The organism is Roseburia rectibacter, assembly GCF_014287515.2.
GTDB classification, from domain to species: Bacteria; Bacillota; Clostridia; order Lachnospirales; family Lachnospiraceae; genus Roseburia; species Roseburia rectibacter.
This window is the reverse complement of the sequence record NZ_CP092473.1, coordinates 3,901,765-3,920,000: the sequence shown is the minus strand read 5'-3', so window position 1 is coordinate 3,920,000 and position 18,236 is coordinate 3,901,765. Positions and strand designations below refer to the sequence as shown.

Below are 18,236 nucleotides of genomic sequence, written 5' to 3'. Positions count from 1 at the left end.
ATAACGGTCCTAAGGTAGCGAAATTCCTTGTCGGGTAAGTTCCGACCCGCACGAAAGGCGTAATGATTTGAGCACTGTCTCGACAATGCATCCGGTGAAATTGAAGTACCAGTGAAGATGCTGGTTACCCGCGCCAGGACGGAAAGACCCCATGGAGCTTTACTCCAGTTTGGTACTGGGATTCGGTACTGCACGTACAGGATAGGTGGGAGACTGAGAACTTGGGACGCCAGTTTCAAGGGAGTCGCTGTTGGGATACCACCCCTGCAGTATTGGGTTTCTAACCAGCCGCTGTGATCCAGCGGTGGGACAATGCCAGGCGGGGAGTTTGACTGGGGCGGTCGCCTCCGAAAGGGTATCGGAGGCGCTCAAAGGTTCCCTCAGAATGGTCGGAAACCATTTGAAGAGTGCAAAGGCAGAAGGGAGCTTGACTGCGACACCGACGGGTGGAGCAGGTACGAAAGTAGGACTTAGTGATCCGGTGGCATAAAGTGGGATTGCCATCGCTCAACGGATAAAAGCTACCCTGGGGATAACAGGCTTATCACTCCCAAGAGTTCACATCGACGGAGTGGTTTGGCACCTCGATGTCGGCTCATCGCATCCTGGGGCTGTAGCAGGTCCCAAGGGTTGGGCTGTTCGCCCATTAAAGCGGTACGCGAGCTGGGTTCAGAACGTCGTGAGACAGTTCGGTCCCTATCCGGCGCGGGCGGAGGATATTTGAGAGGAGCTGTCCTTAGTACGAGAGGACCGGGATGGACGGACCACTGGTGTATCTGCTGTCGACCAACGGCATGGCAGAGTAGCCAAGTCCGGAAGGGATAAACGCTGAAGGCATCTAAGCGTGAAGCCCCCCTCAAGATGAGATATCCCTTCCATAAGGAAGTAAGATCCCTTGAAGAGTACAAGGTAGATAGGGCAGAGGTGGAAGCATGGTAACATGTGGAGCTGACTGTTACTAATCGATCGAGGGCTTGACCAAATAGCGAACGATGTTCGCAATGTTATTGACGGTGTTCTGTATGAAGTTTTGAAGGTATCAACTTCAATGGCCTAATGGCTCAGTTGGTTAGAGCGCCGCCCTGTCACGGCGGAGGTCGCGGGTTCGAGTCCCGCTTGGGTCGTTCAATATGGGATCTTAGCTCAGCTGGGAGAGCATCTGCCTTACAAGCAGAGGGTCATAGGTTCGAGCCCTATAGGTCCCATTTGATACGCCGATGTGGCTCAATTGGCAGAGCAGCTGATTTGTAATCAGCAGGTTATCGGTTCGAGTCCGATCATCGGCTTTTCTCAATTTATTTTGAGAATTAAAATGAGTCAATTTCATATTGAACGTTTTAAATGGGCAGATTCCCGAGTGGCCAAAGGGGACAGACTGTAAATCTGCTGCAATTTGCTTCGGTGGTTCGAATCCACCTCTGCCCATTCTCTTTTTAAGAGATTAATTATTATCGCGGGATGGAGCAGTCTGGAAGCTCGTCGGGCTCATAACCCGAAGGTCATAGGTTCAAATCCTATTCCCGCAACTCGAATTTTAATATCGTATTTGCCCAGTTAGCTCAGTTGGTAGAGCAGAGGACTGAAAATCCTCGTGTCTCTGGTTCGATTCCGGAACTGGGCATTCAAAGAAAATATGGGATATTAGCTCAGTTGGTAGAGCACTTGACTTTTAATCAAGTTGTCCGGGGTTCGAATCCCCGATGTCTCATTAGCTAAAAGATTGGAAGTGTTGAAAAATCAACACTTCTTATTTTTGTACATTAAAAAAATTGATTACACTTTGTTTAATTTAGCAAGTATCTTTGGTTGGCTACAGCTTGAGCTTGATTCAAGTCGATTCCCGTTAAGTAATTCTTTTCTGCGACGGTTGGACTATGTCCTAATAATGCAGATGCAATTAGAAGATTACCACCTTTTGAATTAACAAGGGAGGTGGAAACATTTCTTCTAAAGGAATGAGGATCTTTAATGATACCTTTTTCGCTTTTTATACCTAATTTTTGACAAATACCTTGATAAACAAGATAGACAGCTCTATTTGTGATAGGTGAAGTATTTTCCCTATTAGGAAACAGATAGTTGCTATCGGGATATCGTAATTGATATGTTATATTATAGATGGGGATAAAAATATTATTCCATAAAGTTGAATGATTAAAAAAATATGGTAAAATAGAAATAAAAAAGGAGGAGTTTGCCATGAATAAAAAATGGACAAAAAGTTTGTTAATGATACTTTTATGCGTTTGCTGTATGTTTATGTTTAAAAGCATAAAAGTAAATGCAGCAATGACGGATGAGGCAGAAGATTATGAGTTGGAGGAAGTTTATAATGGAACAATAACAAGTCCTTCACCATGGTATACTACACACAGATATTACAAATTTAGTATTTCTAAAAAGTCACATGTTACTTTAAGTGCAACAGTAGATTCCGCTACAAATTATGGGATGTGTATATATAATTCAGATGGAAAAATTGTACTGAATGGTAATGATTTGCAATATGAAAGTAATGTAGCGACAGGAAAATTCAAAACTAGTCAGAGCAGGACTTTGCCGAAAGGAATATACTATTTAGATATTACAAAAGGTGGTACAGAAATAAGTACAGTATATTCTTTCAAAATCCAAGCAGAAAAACAGATTAAATTATCTAAAGGAACTATTAGCTCTTTAAAAAATAACAAAAAGGGTCAAATGACAGTTAAGTGTAAATCAGCAGTAAATGCGATTGGTTATAGAATCCAATATTCTACAAATTACAAATTTAAAAAGGGAGTAAAAACTGTATATTCACCAACGACAACTTATACAATAAAAAAATTAGCAAAGGGAAAAAGATATTATGTTAAGGTGTGTCCATATACAGTTTACAATGATGGTACATATGTATTTGGACAGAATTCATATGTAAAGCAAGTATTCATAAAGAAATAGGATGAGATTAAACAAGAGGTTGTTAGAACAAATGTGTCTAACAACCTCTGAATTCATTATATAGAATATGTGATTCCGTCAAGTGTTAGCAAGCAAACTTTCTTTGTGGAAAGCAAGCATTTGACAGAATGATTACACTAAGTAGATGATGTGTTGCAAATGCCCTTTCTATCAGTATTTGAACATCGAGACTTAGGTTCGAATCCCTGATGTCTCATTAACTAAAATACAGCGAAAAGCCAGTAGAACTAAGGCTTTCCGCTATTTTTTTGTAATTTTTGAAGTGGTTTAAAAACATTTTGAACATTTACCATACCCTTTATGGATTGCTTCTTGTTCAGTGAATAAAAAAGGAGGAGCCAGTAAAACGGGGGATGTTTTACTGGCTTTGTTATGAAAAAAAAGAAACTGTTTTATGTGAAAAAGGTTTATTTCCTTTTGACATTATTTATAGTAAACGAAGTTCATGATGGAATTGTGGTAAATTTTTGAAAAAAGTGTGATGTCCTGGTAAAGATTCGGTTACAATAACTGCACATGAAACGCTATTGTCTGAGGTGGGATGCTTGCGGTCTGTGTGGTTGCATGTGTAATGCGGACGCGCTGGCTGGGGCGGAGGGATGAAAGTGTGATCGGGCGGCCGGATGGATCGGAGAAGGTGGAATTTGAGACGACGTAGCGGACCTGGCTGTTGATGTCGTTTGGATTGCCGGTGTACAAAAAGCCATTTGCGGCGTCGATACTTGCAATCCTGCCGATCGAGGTTGCAATTTCAATTTGAGGGCGCCGTCTCTGTACCATGATCAGAAATGCATTTGCCTGTGGAGGGATACTCCGTGTCATTGCAGAAGAGAAAACTGCATTGATCCATGTTTGCGGGCGGATTTCCGACAGGGATATGACCTGACCGGATGAATCGAGGATGACAGTGTTCCGGTTGATATTTAAACGGAGCATCTGGATGTTGTCGGATTGCTGTCCGGGCGAGGCTGCATAAGATACGATGATATATCCGGTGGAAGTGTTGGAAAAAGCATTGACCTCCTCCACGAAAGCATTTGTGATCTGTGAAATATTACCCCGCCGGGAAAGTGTTCCTCTGGTCTCTGTGTTCATTGAAAGTCTCCAGTACAATAAGCTATTTATTTTAGTATATGATGTGATGAATCAATGTGCGAGTATAAATTACGAGTGACAATAGTCGGTTGAGAATCAATAGAGAAGTTGTTGAGATAAATGATCAGAAAAATTTTTGAGTGATTTGGGGGGAGGGATATAGCGGAATGCAGCGCAATATGTAATTTATTAAAGAACCGTAAAAGATATTGCATAAGAGATGTAAACTTTTTTAGGTATTTTATCCTATATTTTGGAAGCAATTCAATGTAAAAATAAAATAATTATAAACAAATGAAATATTCAATTCCCAAAACATAAAAAAACTTACAAAAACCATTAATAGAATTTATATAAAATTACCAAAATGGGAATGGAAAATTTGGCTTTGACAAAAAATTGACAAGTGGAAAATTTTTAAATAAAATACAGCAAAGTGTAGGAAAGAAGGGAAGTGAGAATACGGAGGAATTATCGAAAGCGCTGATGGAAGAACTTAATTGTGAGACAGCATTCACGATTCCGGTATTTGGAGGTATTCCGGTTGCCGAATCAGTGGTAGTGACATGGATCATTATGGCAGTTCTTTTGGTAGCAGCATTTTTCTTAGGAAGAAACCTGCGTGTAGAGAACGTAGGAAAACGTCAGCTGGCAGTGGAGACAGTTGTTGGTGGACTGCATAACTTCTTTTACGATTTGCTTGGAGAGGAAGGAAAACGTTATATTCCTTATTTAATGACAGTAGGAATTTATATTGCAGTTGCTAATATGATCGGGCTGTTCGGATTGAAATCCCCGACAAAGGATGTCGGTGTTACCGGTGCGCTTGCTTTAATGAGTATTGTACTGATCGAATATTCGGGAGTACATGCAAAAGGAGTGAAAGGTTTTCTGAAGAGTTTCGCCGAACCGATACCACTTATGTTACCAATGAATATACTGGAGATTTTTATTCGTCCATTATCATTGTGTATGCGTCTTTTTGGTAACATTTTAGGAGCATTTGTCATTATGGAGCTGATCAAGATTGTGGCACCGCTTTTAGTGCCGGTTCCGCTCAGTCTTTATTTTGACTTGTTTGACGGATTTATTCAGGCATATGTATTTGTATTTTTAACATCCTTATTTATTAAGGAAAGCGTCGAGTAAAAAAAGTAAAAACAAAAAAGGAGAAATTTATCATGACATCATTAATCGCAATTGGAGCAGGAATCGCAGCATTAACAGGTATTGGAGCAGGTATCGGTATCGGCCTTGCAACATCTAAGGCAACAGACGCTATCGCAAGACAGCCGGAAGCAGACGGAAAAATCACAAAAGCATTATTACTTGGTTGTGCACTTGCCGAAGGTACTGCAATTTTCGGTATGGTTGTTGCAATTTTAATTATCTTATTCTTAGGTTAAGGAAAGGGTCTGGTAGAGAATGCAATTATTAAGAATAGATTGGAACGTCGTCTTTACCATCATTAACCTGATCGTTCTGTATCTGGGACTTCGTAAGTTTTTAATTGGTCCTGTCACGAATGTTATGGAGCAGCGTAAGCAGATGATCGAAGGTCAGATCGCAGATGCCAACAATTTAAAGGCAGAAGCGGGAGACTTAAAGAAACAGTATGAGGGAATGCTTGCACAGGCGCATGAGGAATCTGCAGAACTGCTTGAGAAAACTCGTAAGAGTGCACAGGCAGAGTATGAGAACAGAATCAATGTGGCGGATGCGGAAGCAGAAAAGATCATCGAGAATGCCCATAAGACCGTGGAACTCGAACGTGACAAAACTGTGCAGGATCTTCAGTCACAGATTGCAGTTCTTGCAGTGGCAGCAGCAGGAAAAGTACTTGGTGAGGCAAGTACGAACGAGAATAACCGGTTACTGTATCAACAGTTTTTGACAAAAGCAGGTGGTGTGAATGACGCAGACAGCAAATAATTATGCAACGGTTCTCTTAGAACTTGGTGTGACAAGAGAAGCTGTTGATGAGACAAAAGAGATTCTTTCTCTGACCCAGGATCTGCCGAAGAGTTTAAAAAGCCCGGTTGTGTCAAAACAGGAGAAACATAAGCTGATCGACCGGATCTTTCCGGAATCAATGAAAAATTTTCTGAAGGTGGTTTGCGATTACGGTGAGGCAGATCTCCTTGAGGAAATTTTTGCCGCATATGATGTAGTGGAAGCGGAGAAAAATGGTATCCTTCAGGCAAAACTGGAGTATGTCTTAGAGCCGACAGAGGATGAAGTGGCACAGATGAAGGCATATCTTGCAAAGAAATATCAGAAAGATAAAGTTGCGCTTGCATTGGAAAAGAAGCCGGAACTGATCGGTGGATTTGTACTGCGGGTAGGAGATATAGAAGAAGATTACAGCATGAAAGGGCGCTTAAATCGGTTAGAGAGAAGATTAGCGTGGAGGTGATAACGTGGGTTCTATCAGTTCAGAAGAGATTATATCTATCCTGAAAACAGAAATAGAGAACTATGACATGGTAAGCAAAGACCAGGAAGTCGGAACTGTCATCTGGGTCGGTGATGGTATTGCAACGATTTATGGGATTGAGCATGCGATGTATGGTGAGATCGTTATCTTTGAGAACGGTGTCCGCGGAATGGTACAGGATATCAAACGCGATCAGATAGGCTGTATTATTTTTGGTAAAGACACAGAGATCAAAGAGGGAACGAAAGTAACCAGAACTAAGAAAAAAGCAGGTATTCCGGTAGGTGATGCTTACCTTGGAAGAATTATTAATGCCCTTGGAGCCCCGATCGATGGAAAAGGTGAGATCAAAGCAGATGATTACCGTGCCATCGAGCAGGAAGCACCGGGTATCGTAGACAGACAGTCCGTAAAACAGCCAATGGAGACAGGTATTCTAGCAATCGATTCCATGTTCCCAATCGGACGTGGACAGCGTGAGCTGATCATCGGTGACCGTCAGACCGGTAAAACATCGATCGCAGTAGATACCATCTTAAACCAGAAAGGCAAAGATGTTGTCTGCATTTACGTTGCAATCGGTCAGAAGGCATCTACGGTTGCAAAATTGGTGAATACACTGACAAAGAACGGTGCCATGGATTATTCCATCGTGCTTTCCTCGACAGCGAGTGAATCTGCATCCTTACAGTACATCGCTCCGTATGCAGGAACAGCACTTGCAGAGTACTTCATGTACAAAGGAAAAGATGTCCTGATCGTATATGATGATCTCTCCAAACATGCAGTGGCATACCGTGCACTGTCATTACTTTTAGAGCGTTCACCGGGACGTGAGGCATATCCGGGAGACGTATTCTATTTACATTCAAGATTATTAGAGCGTTCCAGTAAGTTAAACGACGAGTTAGGCGGAGGTTCCATTACCGCACTGCCAATCATCGAGACACAGGCAGGCGATGTTTCCGCTTACATTCCTACGAACGTTATTTCCATTACAGATGGTCAGATTTTCTTAGAGAGTGATCTGTTCAACTCCGGTATGAGACCGGCGGTCAACGTAGGTCTTTCCGTATCCCGTGTAGGTGGTGCGGCACAGACAAAGGCAATGAAAAAAGCATCCGGTACGATCCGTATCGATCTGGCGCAGTACCGTGAGATGGAAGTGTTTACACAGTTCAGCTCCGATCTGGATGATATGACGAAAGAGCAGTTACAGTATGGTAAAGGACTGATGGAGCTCTTAAAACAGCCGCTCTGCCATCCGATGAGCCTCGCAGATCAGGTAATTACACTGGTTGCAGCAAACAAACGTCTGCTTTTGGATGTGGATATCAAACAGATGAAAGAGTTCCAGGGAAGATTACTGGATTTCTTTAAAATCGAGCATAAAGATGTCGTTGATGCCATCAACGAGAAAAAAGTGCTGGATGATGGGATTACAGAAAAGATCGTAGAGGCAGTCAAAGAATTTAAGAGCAGGTGATAGAGCATGGCAAATACCAAGGAAATTCAGAAACGAATGAAAAGTATTCAGGATACGATGAAGATTACGAGTGCCATGTATATGATTTCCTCTGCAAAGTTAAGAAGTGCAAAGCAGAAGCTCGAAAATACAGAGCCGTATTTCTATGCGTTACAGTCTGCAATCTCACGACTGCTCCGTCATATTCCGGATGCTAAGAGCCGGTATTTTGACCAGCGCGAGGAGATTCCGGACGACAAAAAACGCAGGGGATACATTGTGATCACTGCAGATAAGGGACTGGCAGGTGCGTACAACCATAACGTCATTAAAATGGCGCATGAACTGTTTGAGCAGGGTGAAAACAACAAACTGTTCGTCGTCGGAGAGCTTGGAAGACAGTATTTTACCAAGGAAGGGTTAGAGGTAGATACCGAGTTTAAATATACGGTGCAAAATCCTTCCCTGCACAGAGCCAGAGTTATCACAGAACGTATTCTGGAGTTATACAATAACAACGAATTGGATGAGGTATACATCATTTATACGAAAATGGAGAATTCATTTTCCATGGAAGCGGAAATGATGAAACTGCTTCCACTGGTAAAAGAGGATTTCATGGGGAAAGCTCCTGTTGATATTTATCAGGAGGAGATCAAGGCAGATACGACCATGCAGGATATTTTAGAGCATGTTGTGCCGAACTATGTCAACGGATTTATTTACGGTGCACTCGTGGAGTCATTTGCCAGTGAGCACAATTCACGAATGATGGCGATGCAGGCGGCAACAGACAGTGCAAAAGAGATGCTGCAGACTTTGTCCATTGAATACAATCGTGTGCGTCAGGCTGCGATTACCCAGCAGATCACAGAGGTAATCGGCGGTGCGAAGGCACAGAAGAAAAAGAAGAAAAAATAGGAAGGGGATGTGAAAGCGGAATGAAAACAGGAAAAATCGTGCAGGTCATGGGACCTGTAGTAGACGTTGAATTTGAAGATAATGACCTTCCGTTTATCAAAGATGCGCTTGAAGTAGACAACGGCGGAAAACGCTGTGTCATGGAAGTTGCACAGCACATCGGCAATAACACAGTACGTTGTATTATGTTAGCTGCCAGTGAGGGACTTCACAAGGACATGGAAGTTGTTGCTACGGGAAGCGGCATTACGGTTCCGGTCGGACAGGGCACATTGGGGCGTCTGTTCAATGTATTAGGAGATACCTTAGACGGCGGCAAGACTTTAGAGGGTGAGAAACACTGGTGTATCCACAGAGATCCGCCATCTTTCGAGGATCAGAGTCCGGTCGTTGAGGTACTTGAAACAGGAATCAAGGTCATCGACCTTTTAGCACCGTATGCAAAAGGTGGTAAGATCGGTCTGTTCGGTGGTGCCGGCGTTGGTAAAACGGTATTGATCCAGGAGCTGATCCGTAACATTGCAACCGAGCACGGCGGATATTCCATTTTTACCGGTGTCGGAGAGCGTTCAAGAGAGGGTAATGACCTCTGGTCCGAGATGAAAGAATCCGGCGTACTCGAAAAGACAGCCTTAGTGTTTGGTCAGATGAACGAGCCGCCAGGAGCACGTATGCGTGTTGCTGAGACAGGACTTACCATGGCAGAATATTTCCGTGATGAGGAGCATCAGAACGTGCTTTTATTCATTGATAATATTTTCCGTTTTACACAGGCTGGTTCTGAGGTATCCGCTCTGTTAGGACGTATGCCGTCAGCCGTTGGTTATCAGCCGACTTTAGCAACTGAGATGGGTGAATTACAGGAACGTATCGCATCAACCAAAAACGGTTCCGTTACTTCCGTACAGGCAGTCTATGTGCCTGCAGACGACTTAACTGACCCGGCGCCTGCAACGACATTCGCACATCTGGATGCAACGACCGTTCTTTCCAGAAAGATCGTAGAGCAGGGTATTTATCCGGCAGTTGATCCGTTGGAGTCAAACTCCCGTATCCTCGAGGAGGATGTTGTCGGAAAAGAGCATTATGAGACAGCAAGACGTGTTCAGGAGATCCTTCAGAAATACACAGAGTTACAGGATATCATTGCAATTCTTGGTATGGAAGAGCTTTCCGAGGAGGATAAACTTGTTGTTTACCGTGCAAGAAAGATCCAGAAGTTCTTATCCCAGCCGTTCCACGTTGCAGAGAACTTTACCGGTGTACCGGGCAAATATGTGCCGTTAAAAGACACCGTACGCGGATTTAAGGCGATCGTTGACGGTGAGATGGATGAATATCCGGAAGCTGCTTTCTTTAACGTAGGAACGATCGAGGATGTCATTGAGCGGGCAAAGACAATGGGTAATACCGGTTCCGCCAGCTAGGAGGGAGGAACATGAATACATTTAGCTTAAAAGTAATTGCCTGTGACAAGGTATTTTACGATGGAAGATGTGCACAGGTAGTCTTGCCGCTCCATGATGGTTTAAAGGCGATCCAGGCGCACCATGAAAATATGGTGTTTGCCGTGGAGGTCGGAGAGATCCGTATCTTAGAGGAAAACGGAAACACGATCTACGGTGTTACGGGAACCGGGTTTGCGCAGATCATCAACAACCGTGCAACAGTCATTGTAGACACCTGTGAATCACCGGAGGAGATCGATGTAAGACGTGCGCAGGAAGCAAAAGAGCGTGCGGAAGAACAGCTCCGCCAGAAACAGAGCATTGAAGAGTATCATCGCTCCAAAGCCTCATTAGCGCGTGCTATGGCACGTCTTAAGGTGGGAAGCAAGGATAAACCGATCGGCTATTAATGACGGAATTTTGAGGGCGGACAGTGCTTGTCTGCTGTCTGAATCTTTGCATGTAGACAGCTTGTCGGCTACTGATGGCGGACTTTCGAGGGCAGACAGCCGTATACTTCTTTGAACATACGGTTGAATACCTTATAGTTGATAAAACCGTGGCGTTCCATGATCTGTGTAATGCTGTCGCCGGTCTGCATGAGGTCAGAATAAATATGGGAAAGCCGTACCATGTTGACGTATTCTAAGAAGGTGAATCCCATGTTTTTCTTAAAGAAACGGCAGAAGTATTCGGTATTGAGTGCAAAACGGTCTGAGATATCCGAGAGGGAGAGCGGTTCCATATAATGCCTTTCCACATAAGTTATGATATCTTTTAGCCTTGTGAGCGTTTTGGTATCCTGCGAGACGGTACTCTGTGACTGTGGCAGGACGTAAGAAGTATAAAGTATATAAAGAAAATGATGAAGGTGGCTGCCAAATAAAAACTGGTAGCCATTTTTTTCATTTTTATATAAGGAACCCATGGTCAGTAAGTGATCCCGCATTTCGCAGAATACGGGGTCATTTTTATATTTTTCCGCAGAAAAGTATTCCTGAAAACGGATGGAGGCAAAACCGGGAAGCATCTGGTTAAAGAAGTCAAACGGGATCTGCAGCAGGTAGGTTTCCGTTCTGCCGATCGTGCGGGTGTAATGGATGTCACCGGAATTCACCAGAAAGATATCGCCTGTGTGCAGCAGGAAGGATTCCTCGCGGCAGATGACATGCATGGAACCGGAGGAGATGTATAAAATCTCAACGTGTGCGTGCCAGTGGCTGGGCACGAGCTGGTTGTCGGACTGGTAGATGTCGAAGTAGACGGGGAGTTTGGGTTTGGAGGTGATGATTTCGTGGGTGGTCATGGTGGTGGGGATTCCTTTCTTCTGGGGGGAATTGATTTGTGGCATGCGGGGGTTTTGGCGAGCCTTCCTGCGGTCTGTATGGCGCCGGAGTGTCCGGGTAAGGCTGAGCCGGTTACCGCTTTTTCGTGTTCCTAAGCGGGCACCTGAACAAAGTGGCGATTTCATGCTGCTCCCAGAACTCGCTTTTTCGTTTATGGAAAGCCAAAAGTGCATTGAGCTCGGACAACTGTCCGCAGCATGACTTTTTGTTCATGTGCCCGCTAAGGAACACACAAAAAGCGGTAAGACGGCTCCACCTTACCCGGACACCCCGGCGCCGTACAGACCGCAGGGCATGTTGGAAAGCCTTCCGGAAAATATGTGCGGCAGTCCTTGTAAAGTACGATAGGACTGATTCTGCCAACTTTGTTGTTAAACTCATAATAAGTCAATATCGACCGAAATACAAGTCATTATCTGCCTTGAAATAAAAGTGTAAGGTAAGTATGATAGGAATATAAAGAATATAAGAAACGTAAGAGAGTTGCCGACAAAACGCGTCAATACCAAGAAGCCGTTGCAGGCAAAAACGCATCGAAACCAAGAAGCCGTTGCCGACAAAACGCATCAAAACCAAGAAGCCGCTGCCGACAAAACGTATCAAAACCAAGAAGCCGTTGCAGGCAAAAATGCATCGAAACCAAGAAGCCGCTGCCGACAAAACGCATCAATACGCTGAAAGCGCTGCATGCAAAACGCACCAACAACCTGCGCCTGTTGCGAGGGATACGCAGATTTATAAGAAGGTGCTGGGGAGCCGTCGGTCCTTAGCGACCGTATTTTGGTCGCTTAGTACCGCTACGAGCGACACGCAGCGGGAGCGTGCCTTCGTTAAAACTGCGTATCCCTCGCAGCATACACATCCTACAAAGCGTTTTGCCAGCAACGTGACACATCCTACAAAGCGTTTTGCCAGCAACGTGACACATCCTACGAAGCGTTTTACATCCAACGTTCACAACCTACGAAAAAGTTTTACCTCCAACGCCCACCCACCAAATATTTCAAAAAGGAGCCCACAATCATGGAAAAATGGCAAAGATCACTTTATCAACCCAACCTCCCTCTCGGAGCTGACGGCACCAAAGTCACCGCCTCAAAAGCACACATCACCCTGTCAAAAGAAGCCGCCAAAGAAGGCATGGTTCTTCTAAAGAACAATGAAAGCCTTCTCCCATTTCAGGCAGGCACCAAACTCGCCCTGTTTGGAAAAGGCAGTTTTGACTATGTCAAGGGTGGTGGCGGAAGCGGAGATGTAACCGTTGCTTATACGACAAATTTGTATGAGGGATTCAAGAAGCTGCCGGAAAAAGTAGAAGTGTATGAGGCACTCTCTGATTATTACCGTAAAGAGGTAGAAAAACAGTACGAGGCAGGAGCAGAACCGGGAATGACAGTAGAGCCTGCGTTTCCGGAAGAAACTGCAAAAAAAGCGAGAGCGTACACGGACACGGCAGTGATCTGCATCAGCCGTTTTTCCGGGGAAGGCTGGGACAGAAAGAGTTCTTATGATAAGGAGATGGATGAGTCGGTACAGACAGATCCGCTGCTGGAAAAGGCAGAGCGCATTTTTCCGGACGGAGACTTTTACCTGACGAAGGAAGAGAGCGCGATGGTGGAACAGGTGCAGCAGTTGTTCCCGAAGGTGGCAGTCGTTATGAATGTCGGCGGCATGGTCGATACGGACTGGTTTGCAGAAAATGAAAAAATTCAGGCGGTACTGATGGCATGGCAGGGGGGTATGGAAGGCGGAAGCGCAGCAGCAGAGCTTCTGTGCGGCGTCGGCAGCCCATCCGGAAAACTTTCCGACACATTTGCAAAGAAACTGGAAGACTATCCGTCATCGGAGACATTCCATGAATCGGTAAAATATGTCGATTATAAAGAAGATATCTACGTCGGCTACCGCTATTTTGAGACAATACCGGGGGCTGATAAAGCCGTCAATTATCCGTTTGGCTACGGTCTTTCCTACACGACTTTCGAGTGTGCGTTAGTATCTGCGGAAGAAAAACAGGGTGTGATCCGTGTGCGTGTCAATGTGACCAACACCGGAAAATATCCGGGAAAAGAAGTCATGCAGTTATATGCGCAGGCACCGCAGGGCGTACTTGGAAAGGCAAAGAGAGTCCTTGCAGCATTTGAAAAAACACGACTGTTAGCACAGGGAGAAACGCAGCTTCTGACGTTAGAGGCACCGGTGGCACAGCTTGCATCCTATGATGATCTGGGAAAAATTCAGAAATCTGCCTATGTGCTGGAAAAAGGTAAGTATCAGTTTTATCTTGGCACGTCCGTGAGGGAAACAGAGCAGGTATTTTGTTTTACAATGCCAGAGGATACCGTAACAGAGCAGCTTAGTGCAAAACTGGTTCCGACTTCACTTGCGGAGCGCATGCTCTCCGATGGAAGTTTTGAAAAACTGCCGCAGTCCGAACCGAATGATCCGGATTACTCCGCAATCAAACGTGTTCCGAGGGAGGAAAGCGATGGATTTTCACCGGCTGTCCGCACACTGCCGGGACATCAGATCTGGTCACAGCCGTATAAGAAAGACGCACATATTTTTATGGAAGTTGCAGAAGGAAAGATCACGCTGGACGAATTTGTGGCACAGATGACAGATGAGGAACTTGCGCATATTTTAGGCGGACAGCCGAATACCGGTGTGGCAAATACATTTGGATTTGGAAATATGCCGGAGTATGGAATCCCGAATATTATGACGGCGGACGGACCTGCCGGACTCCGCATTGAGAAAAAATGCGGCGTAGTTACGACGGCGTGGCCGTGTGCGACACTTTTAGCATGTACCTGGAACCCGGATGTGGTATATCAGGTTGGTGCAGCAGGTGCCGCTGAGGTGAAGGAAAATAACATTGCCGTCTGGCTGACGCCTGCAGTCAATATCCACAGAAGTCCGCTCTGCGGAAGAAACTTCGAGTATTATTCCGAAGACCCGTATCTGACCGGAAAAATGGCATCTGCAATGGTAAAGGGAATCCAGTCAAAACATATTGCCGCGACGGTCAAACATTTTGCATGCAACAATAAGGAGACAAACCGTAAGGAAAGCGATTCCAGAGTGTCCGAGCGGGCAGCAAGGGAGATTTATTTAAAGGCGTTTGAGATTATCGTAAAAGAGGCAGATCCGTGGTGCATTATGTCATCTTACAATATCGTAAACGGACACAGGACTTCTGAAAACCGTGAGCTTTTAGAGGACATCTTAAGAGGTGAGTGGAATTATCAGGGAATGGTCACGACCGACTGGTGGACAAGCGGTGAGCATTATAAAGAAGTAAAAGCGGGAAATGACATCAAGATGGCATGTGGATTCCCGGAGAGCCTGCTCCGCGCAAAAGAGGCAGGAGTGCTGACAAGAGAAGAGATGGAGATCTGCGCAAAGCGGATTTTAGGATTAATACTGAAAATCGACTGAAATCAGGCGAAAAACAATCATAGACAAAAACAATGACAGGCTAAAAAGATAACAACAGATATATAGTGTGAAAAATAAGATTTTTCACACGCAAGATTTGTGCTTACGCACAAACTTGAGATGCAAATGAAAACGTTGTTTTCATTGAAAGACAGCGCAAGAATGGAGATTAAAATGGAGGATTATCATGGGTAACAGTGGAATCGGTGTTCCGCTGCCGGAACTGGCAGCATACTGTAGAGAGGCAGCAGCAGAGGGAGTCGTGCTTTTAAAGAATGAGGGGCATATGCTTCCGATCAAAAAGGATGAGACAGTTTCTATTTTCGGAAGAAGCCAGATTGAGTATTACCGGAGTGGAACCGGTTCAGGTGGAGCGGTTAATGTGCCGTATGTCAAAAATATTTTAGACGGAATCAAAGAAAACAATGCTTTCCCTGTAAATGAGGAATTGGTAGAAACCTATAAAGAATGGTTAAAGGAGCATCCGTTTGACAACGGAGGCGGTGGCTGGGCGGCAGAGCCGTGGCATCAGGAAGAGATGGAAATCACCGACGAGATCGCACGCTGCGCAGCAGAAAAGTCTGAAAAAGCTATTTTTCTGATCGGAAGAACTGCCGGTGAGGATAAAGATTACGAGGACACGGAAGGCAGTTATCTTCTGACAAAACGGGAGAAAGAAAATCTTCGCATCGTAACAAAATATTTTAACGAAGTGGCAGTGCTTTTAAATGTGTCTAATATCATTGATATGAGCTGGACGAAAGATGCAGCATATCAGGATCACATCAAAGCGATTCTTTACATCTGGCAGGGAGGAATGGAAGGCGCGAACGCCGTTGCAGATCTGTTATCGGGCAGAGTGACACCATCCGGAAAACTGACGGATACGATCGCGGAGAAACTTTCTGATTACCCGGTAGCGGACCATTTTGGAAGTAAGACAGAAAATATTTATGCGGAAGATATCTATGTCGGCTACCGTTATTTTGAGACATTCGCACCGGAAAAAGTAATGTATGAGTTTGGTTTCGGTTTATCTTATACGGAATTTTCCATGGAGACGGTAAAAGCGGAGAGTACAGGAAATGGAAAAGATGCAAAGATCGCACTCAGTATCCGTGTGAAAAATACCGGGTCAGCAGCCGGAAAAGAGGCTGCCCAGGTTTATGTGTCCGCCCCACAGGGACAGCTTGGAAAACCGGCAAAGGTATTGTGCGGATTTGCAAAGACAAAACTGCTTGCTCCGGGCGAGGAGGAAGTTCTTGAACTTACCATTCCGGTAAGCCGGTTTGCTTCCTATGACGACAGCGGTGTGACTGGTCATAAGTCCTGCTATGTCTTAGAGGAAGGTCTGTATGAGATCTACGTTGGAAACAGTGTCAGATGCACAGAAAAAGCCAATGTGGACGGAAAAGGCGGCTATGAGATTGCTTCCTGCGTTGTCACAGAGGAACTGAAGGAGGCGCTTGCGCCGACAAAAGAATTTTTGCGTCTTAAGACAGGCAGGCAAAAGGAGGACGGGGTGTTTGCCCGTGCATATGAAAAAGCACCACAGCAGATGGTTGATCTGGCAGAGCGGATCAAAAGCCGTCTGCCAAAAGAACTGCCACAGACCGGAAATAAAGGAATTACCTTACAGGCGGTTGCAGAGAATATCAAAAATGGCAGCAGTGTGGAAGAAGAATTGGACGCATTTGTAGCACAGTTTACCAACGAGGAGTTAGCCGTGATCGTCCGCGGCGAGGGAATGAGCAGCCCGAAGGTAACACCGGGTACAGCATCCGCATTTGGCGGTGTCAGCGACAGCCTGCACGGTTACGGTATCCCGATCGCCTGCGCATCCGATGGCCCGTCCGGCATCCGTATGGAGAGCGGATTAAAGGCAACACAACTCCCGATCGGAACACTCCTTGCATGTTCCTTTAATATTCCAATGATGGAAGAATTATATCAGATGGAAGGCAGGGAATTAGTTGGAAACGAGATCGACACCCTGCTTGGGCCGGGAATCAATATCCACCGCTATCCATTAAATGGACGTAACTTTGAGTATTTCAGTGAAGATCCGCTTGTGACAGGACAGTTTGCGGCGGCAATGACAAGGGGAATCCGAAGTGCCGGTTCTTCTGCGACCGTGAAACATTTTGCAGCGAATAATCAGGAGACGGAAAGACATAATGTAAACTCCGTTGTATCTGAGCGGGCACTCCGTGAAATCTATCTGAAAGGCTTTGAGATTGCCGTGAAAGAGGGAAATGCAAATTCGATCATGACCTCTTACAACCCGGTCAACGGACACTGGACGGCATCCAATTATGACTTAAATACGACGATCCTGCGTGGCGAGTGGGGATATCAGGGAATTGTTATGACAGACTGGTGGGCAAAGATGAATGACGTTGTAAACGGCGGGGAGGCAGACCGCAGATACACCTCATTCATGGTTCGTGCACAGAATGACTTATACATGGTAGTCAACAATAATGGTGCTGCCATCAACGCAGCGGGCGATGATACCGTAGAAGCGTTGGAGGCGGGAAAACTCACTGTTGGAGAGTTACAGCGCTGTGCGAAAAACATCTGCCGTTTCCTGCTTGGAACACCTGTGATGAAACGTCCGTTAAAAGATTTTGATCCACTGCTTACAGTTACTGCAAAAGAAGCAGTAAATACAGACGAAAAGCAGGTCTGTGCACTGCAGAGCGGAAACCGGATCGAGGCAGGAAAGTTTGAAAACACAGTCCTTTATGTGGAAAAAGAAAGCATTTTAAACGTTAATGCACATTTCTGTTTCCCGGTGGAAGGATTAGCACAGGGAGCTGCCAATCTGTATCTGAATGGAGAACTGATGGCAACCGTCCAGACAGGTGGAACCGGAGAGCGTTTCCTGACACAGCGGATGTGTCGTGTGAAATTTATGCCGGGGTATTATGAACTGAAAGCAGAGTATGTGACACCGGAACTGAAGCTGGACTGGATTGAGTTAGAGTAAAATTTATTATCTGAATTTATAAAGTAAAAGTATACAATTTTAATCTCATAAAACAACTTAAAAAAGCAAAAATTAAGTAAAAACTCTGAAAATTTACAAACTAATATAAGCTTAATTGACAATGTTTTTT

Annotated in this window: 14 protein-coding genes, 7 tRNA genes and 1 rRNA gene (1 of these 22 running past the window's edge); 19 read left to right on the top strand and 3 right to left on the bottom strand. The window is 44.8% G+C overall.

Features of this window, described 5'->3' with window-relative positions; all coding sequences use genetic code 11:
* The 8 genes from H8S51_RS17905 to H8S51_RS17870 form a co-directional block, all read left to right on the top strand.
* Window positions 1-982, top strand: a 23S ribosomal RNA gene (locus H8S51_RS17905); it begins 1,911 nt to the left of the window's first position.
* Window positions 983-1,050: 68 nt separating this feature from the next.
* A tRNA-Asp gene (locus H8S51_RS17900) sits at window positions 1,051-1,124 on the top strand.
* 8 nt (window positions 1,125-1,132) lie between these two features.
* Window positions 1,133-1,205: transfer RNA gene (locus H8S51_RS17895), tRNA-Val, on the top strand.
* 8 nt (window positions 1,206-1,213) lie between these two features.
* A tRNA-Thr gene (locus H8S51_RS17890) sits at window positions 1,214-1,286 on the top strand.
* 57 nt (window positions 1,287-1,343) lie between these two features.
* Window positions 1,344-1,425 (top strand) — tRNA-Tyr (locus H8S51_RS17885).
* 27 nt (window positions 1,426-1,452) lie between these two features.
* Window positions 1,453-1,526, top strand: a tRNA-Met gene (locus tag H8S51_RS17880).
* Window positions 1,527-1,548: 22 nt separating this feature from the next.
* A tRNA-Phe gene (locus tag H8S51_RS17875) sits at window positions 1,549-1,621 on the top strand.
* Window positions 1,622-1,635: 14 nt separating this feature from the next.
* Window positions 1,636-1,708, top strand: a tRNA-Lys gene (locus tag H8S51_RS17870).
* A gap of 76 nt (window positions 1,709-1,784) precedes the next feature.
* Here the strand turns inward: H8S51_RS17870 and H8S51_RS18485 are convergent.
* The gene (locus H8S51_RS18485; protein WP_006857805.1) at window positions 1,785-2,201 is read right to left on the bottom strand and encodes a tyrosine-type recombinase/integrase; all 417 of its coding nucleotides are present in this window, start codon (window positions 2,199-2,201) and stop codon (window positions 1,785-1,787) included.
* On the opposite strand from H8S51_RS18485, the gene H8S51_RS17865 reads away from it, so the two are divergent.
* A complete protein-coding gene (locus tag H8S51_RS17865) occupies window positions 2,200-2,940 on the top strand; it encodes a fibronectin type III domain-containing protein (RefSeq protein ID WP_186899282.1) in 741 nt (246 codons plus the stop codon). The two genes, H8S51_RS18485 and H8S51_RS17865, sit on opposite strands and share 2 nt — an antisense overlap.
* Before the next feature lie 522 nt (window positions 2,941-3,462).
* Here H8S51_RS17865 and H8S51_RS17860 read toward each other — a convergent pair.
* On the bottom strand, window positions 3,463-4,056 hold the full coding sequence (locus tag H8S51_RS17860) for a hypothetical protein (RefSeq protein ID WP_118590558.1): 594 nt from the start codon (window positions 4,054-4,056) through the stop codon (window positions 3,463-3,465).
* Between the two features lie 486 nt (window positions 4,057-4,542).
* Here H8S51_RS17860 and H8S51_RS17855 point away from each other — a divergent pair, with 486 nt between their 5' ends.
* From H8S51_RS17855 to atpC, 8 genes are read left to right on the top strand one after another with little or no spacing between them, the layout of a single operon-like run.
* A complete protein-coding gene (locus H8S51_RS17855) occupies window positions 4,543-5,205 on the top strand; it encodes a F0F1 ATP synthase subunit A (protein WP_157350238.1) in 663 nt (220 codons plus the stop codon).
* 32 nt (window positions 5,206-5,237) lie between these two features.
* On the top strand, window positions 5,238-5,462 hold the full coding sequence (gene atpE / locus H8S51_RS17850; RefSeq protein ID WP_006857776.1) for an ATP synthase F0 subunit C: 225 nt from the start codon (window positions 5,238-5,240) through the stop codon (window positions 5,460-5,462).
* Window positions 5,463-5,481: 19 nt separating this feature from the next.
* Window positions 5,482-5,988 (top strand): F0F1 ATP synthase subunit B, encoded by a 507-nt coding sequence (atpF, locus tag H8S51_RS17845; protein WP_117921163.1) that lies wholly within the window; start codon window positions 5,482-5,484, stop codon window positions 5,986-5,988.
* Window positions 5,969-6,472: an ATP synthase F1 subunit delta gene (gene atpH / locus H8S51_RS17840; RefSeq protein ID WP_022112582.1), complete on the top strand. Its 504-nt coding sequence runs from the start codon at window positions 5,969-5,971 to the stop codon at window positions 6,470-6,472. The genes atpF and atpH overlap by 20 nt, the downstream gene beginning before the upstream one ends.
* A 4-nt stretch (window positions 6,473-6,476) precedes the next feature.
* On the top strand, window positions 6,477-7,979 hold the full coding sequence (gene atpA, locus H8S51_RS17835) for a F0F1 ATP synthase subunit alpha (RefSeq protein WP_186899281.1): 1,503 nt from the start codon (window positions 6,477-6,479) through the stop codon (window positions 7,977-7,979).
* 6 nt (window positions 7,980-7,985) lie between these two features.
* The gene (gene atpG, locus H8S51_RS17830; RefSeq protein WP_022112580.1) at window positions 7,986-8,879 is read left to right on the top strand and encodes an ATP synthase F1 subunit gamma; all 894 of its coding nucleotides are present in this window, start codon (window positions 7,986-7,988) and stop codon (window positions 8,877-8,879) included.
* A gap of 20 nt (window positions 8,880-8,899) precedes the next feature.
* The gene (atpD, locus tag H8S51_RS17825) at window positions 8,900-10,306 is read left to right on the top strand and encodes a F0F1 ATP synthase subunit beta (protein ID WP_006857771.1); all 1,407 of its coding nucleotides are present in this window, start codon (window positions 8,900-8,902) and stop codon (window positions 10,304-10,306) included.
* Between the two features lie 11 nt (window positions 10,307-10,317).
* Window positions 10,318-10,737 (top strand): ATP synthase F1 subunit epsilon, encoded by a 420-nt coding sequence (atpC, locus tag H8S51_RS17820; RefSeq protein WP_015522401.1) that lies wholly within the window; start codon window positions 10,318-10,320, stop codon window positions 10,735-10,737.
* A 68-nt stretch (window positions 10,738-10,805) separates the two neighbouring features.
* Here atpC and H8S51_RS17815 read toward each other — a convergent pair whose 3' ends face one another.
* A complete protein-coding gene (locus tag H8S51_RS17815) occupies window positions 10,806-11,798 on the bottom strand; it encodes a helix-turn-helix transcriptional regulator (RefSeq protein ID WP_186899280.1) in 993 nt (330 codons plus the stop codon).
* An 898-nt stretch (window positions 11,799-12,696) separates the two neighbouring features.
* Between H8S51_RS17815 and H8S51_RS17810 the strand changes: the two genes are divergently transcribed.
* Window positions 12,697-15,114, top strand: coding sequence for a glycoside hydrolase family 3 protein (locus H8S51_RS17810; protein ID WP_186899279.1), 2,418 nt, complete (start codon window positions 12,697-12,699; stop codon window positions 15,112-15,114).
* Between the two features lie 187 nt (window positions 15,115-15,301).
* Window positions 15,302-18,106 (top strand): glycoside hydrolase family 3 protein, encoded by a 2,805-nt coding sequence (locus H8S51_RS17805; protein WP_186899278.1) that lies wholly within the window; start codon window positions 15,302-15,304, stop codon window positions 18,104-18,106.
* Window positions 18,107-18,236 lie beyond the last annotated feature (130 nt).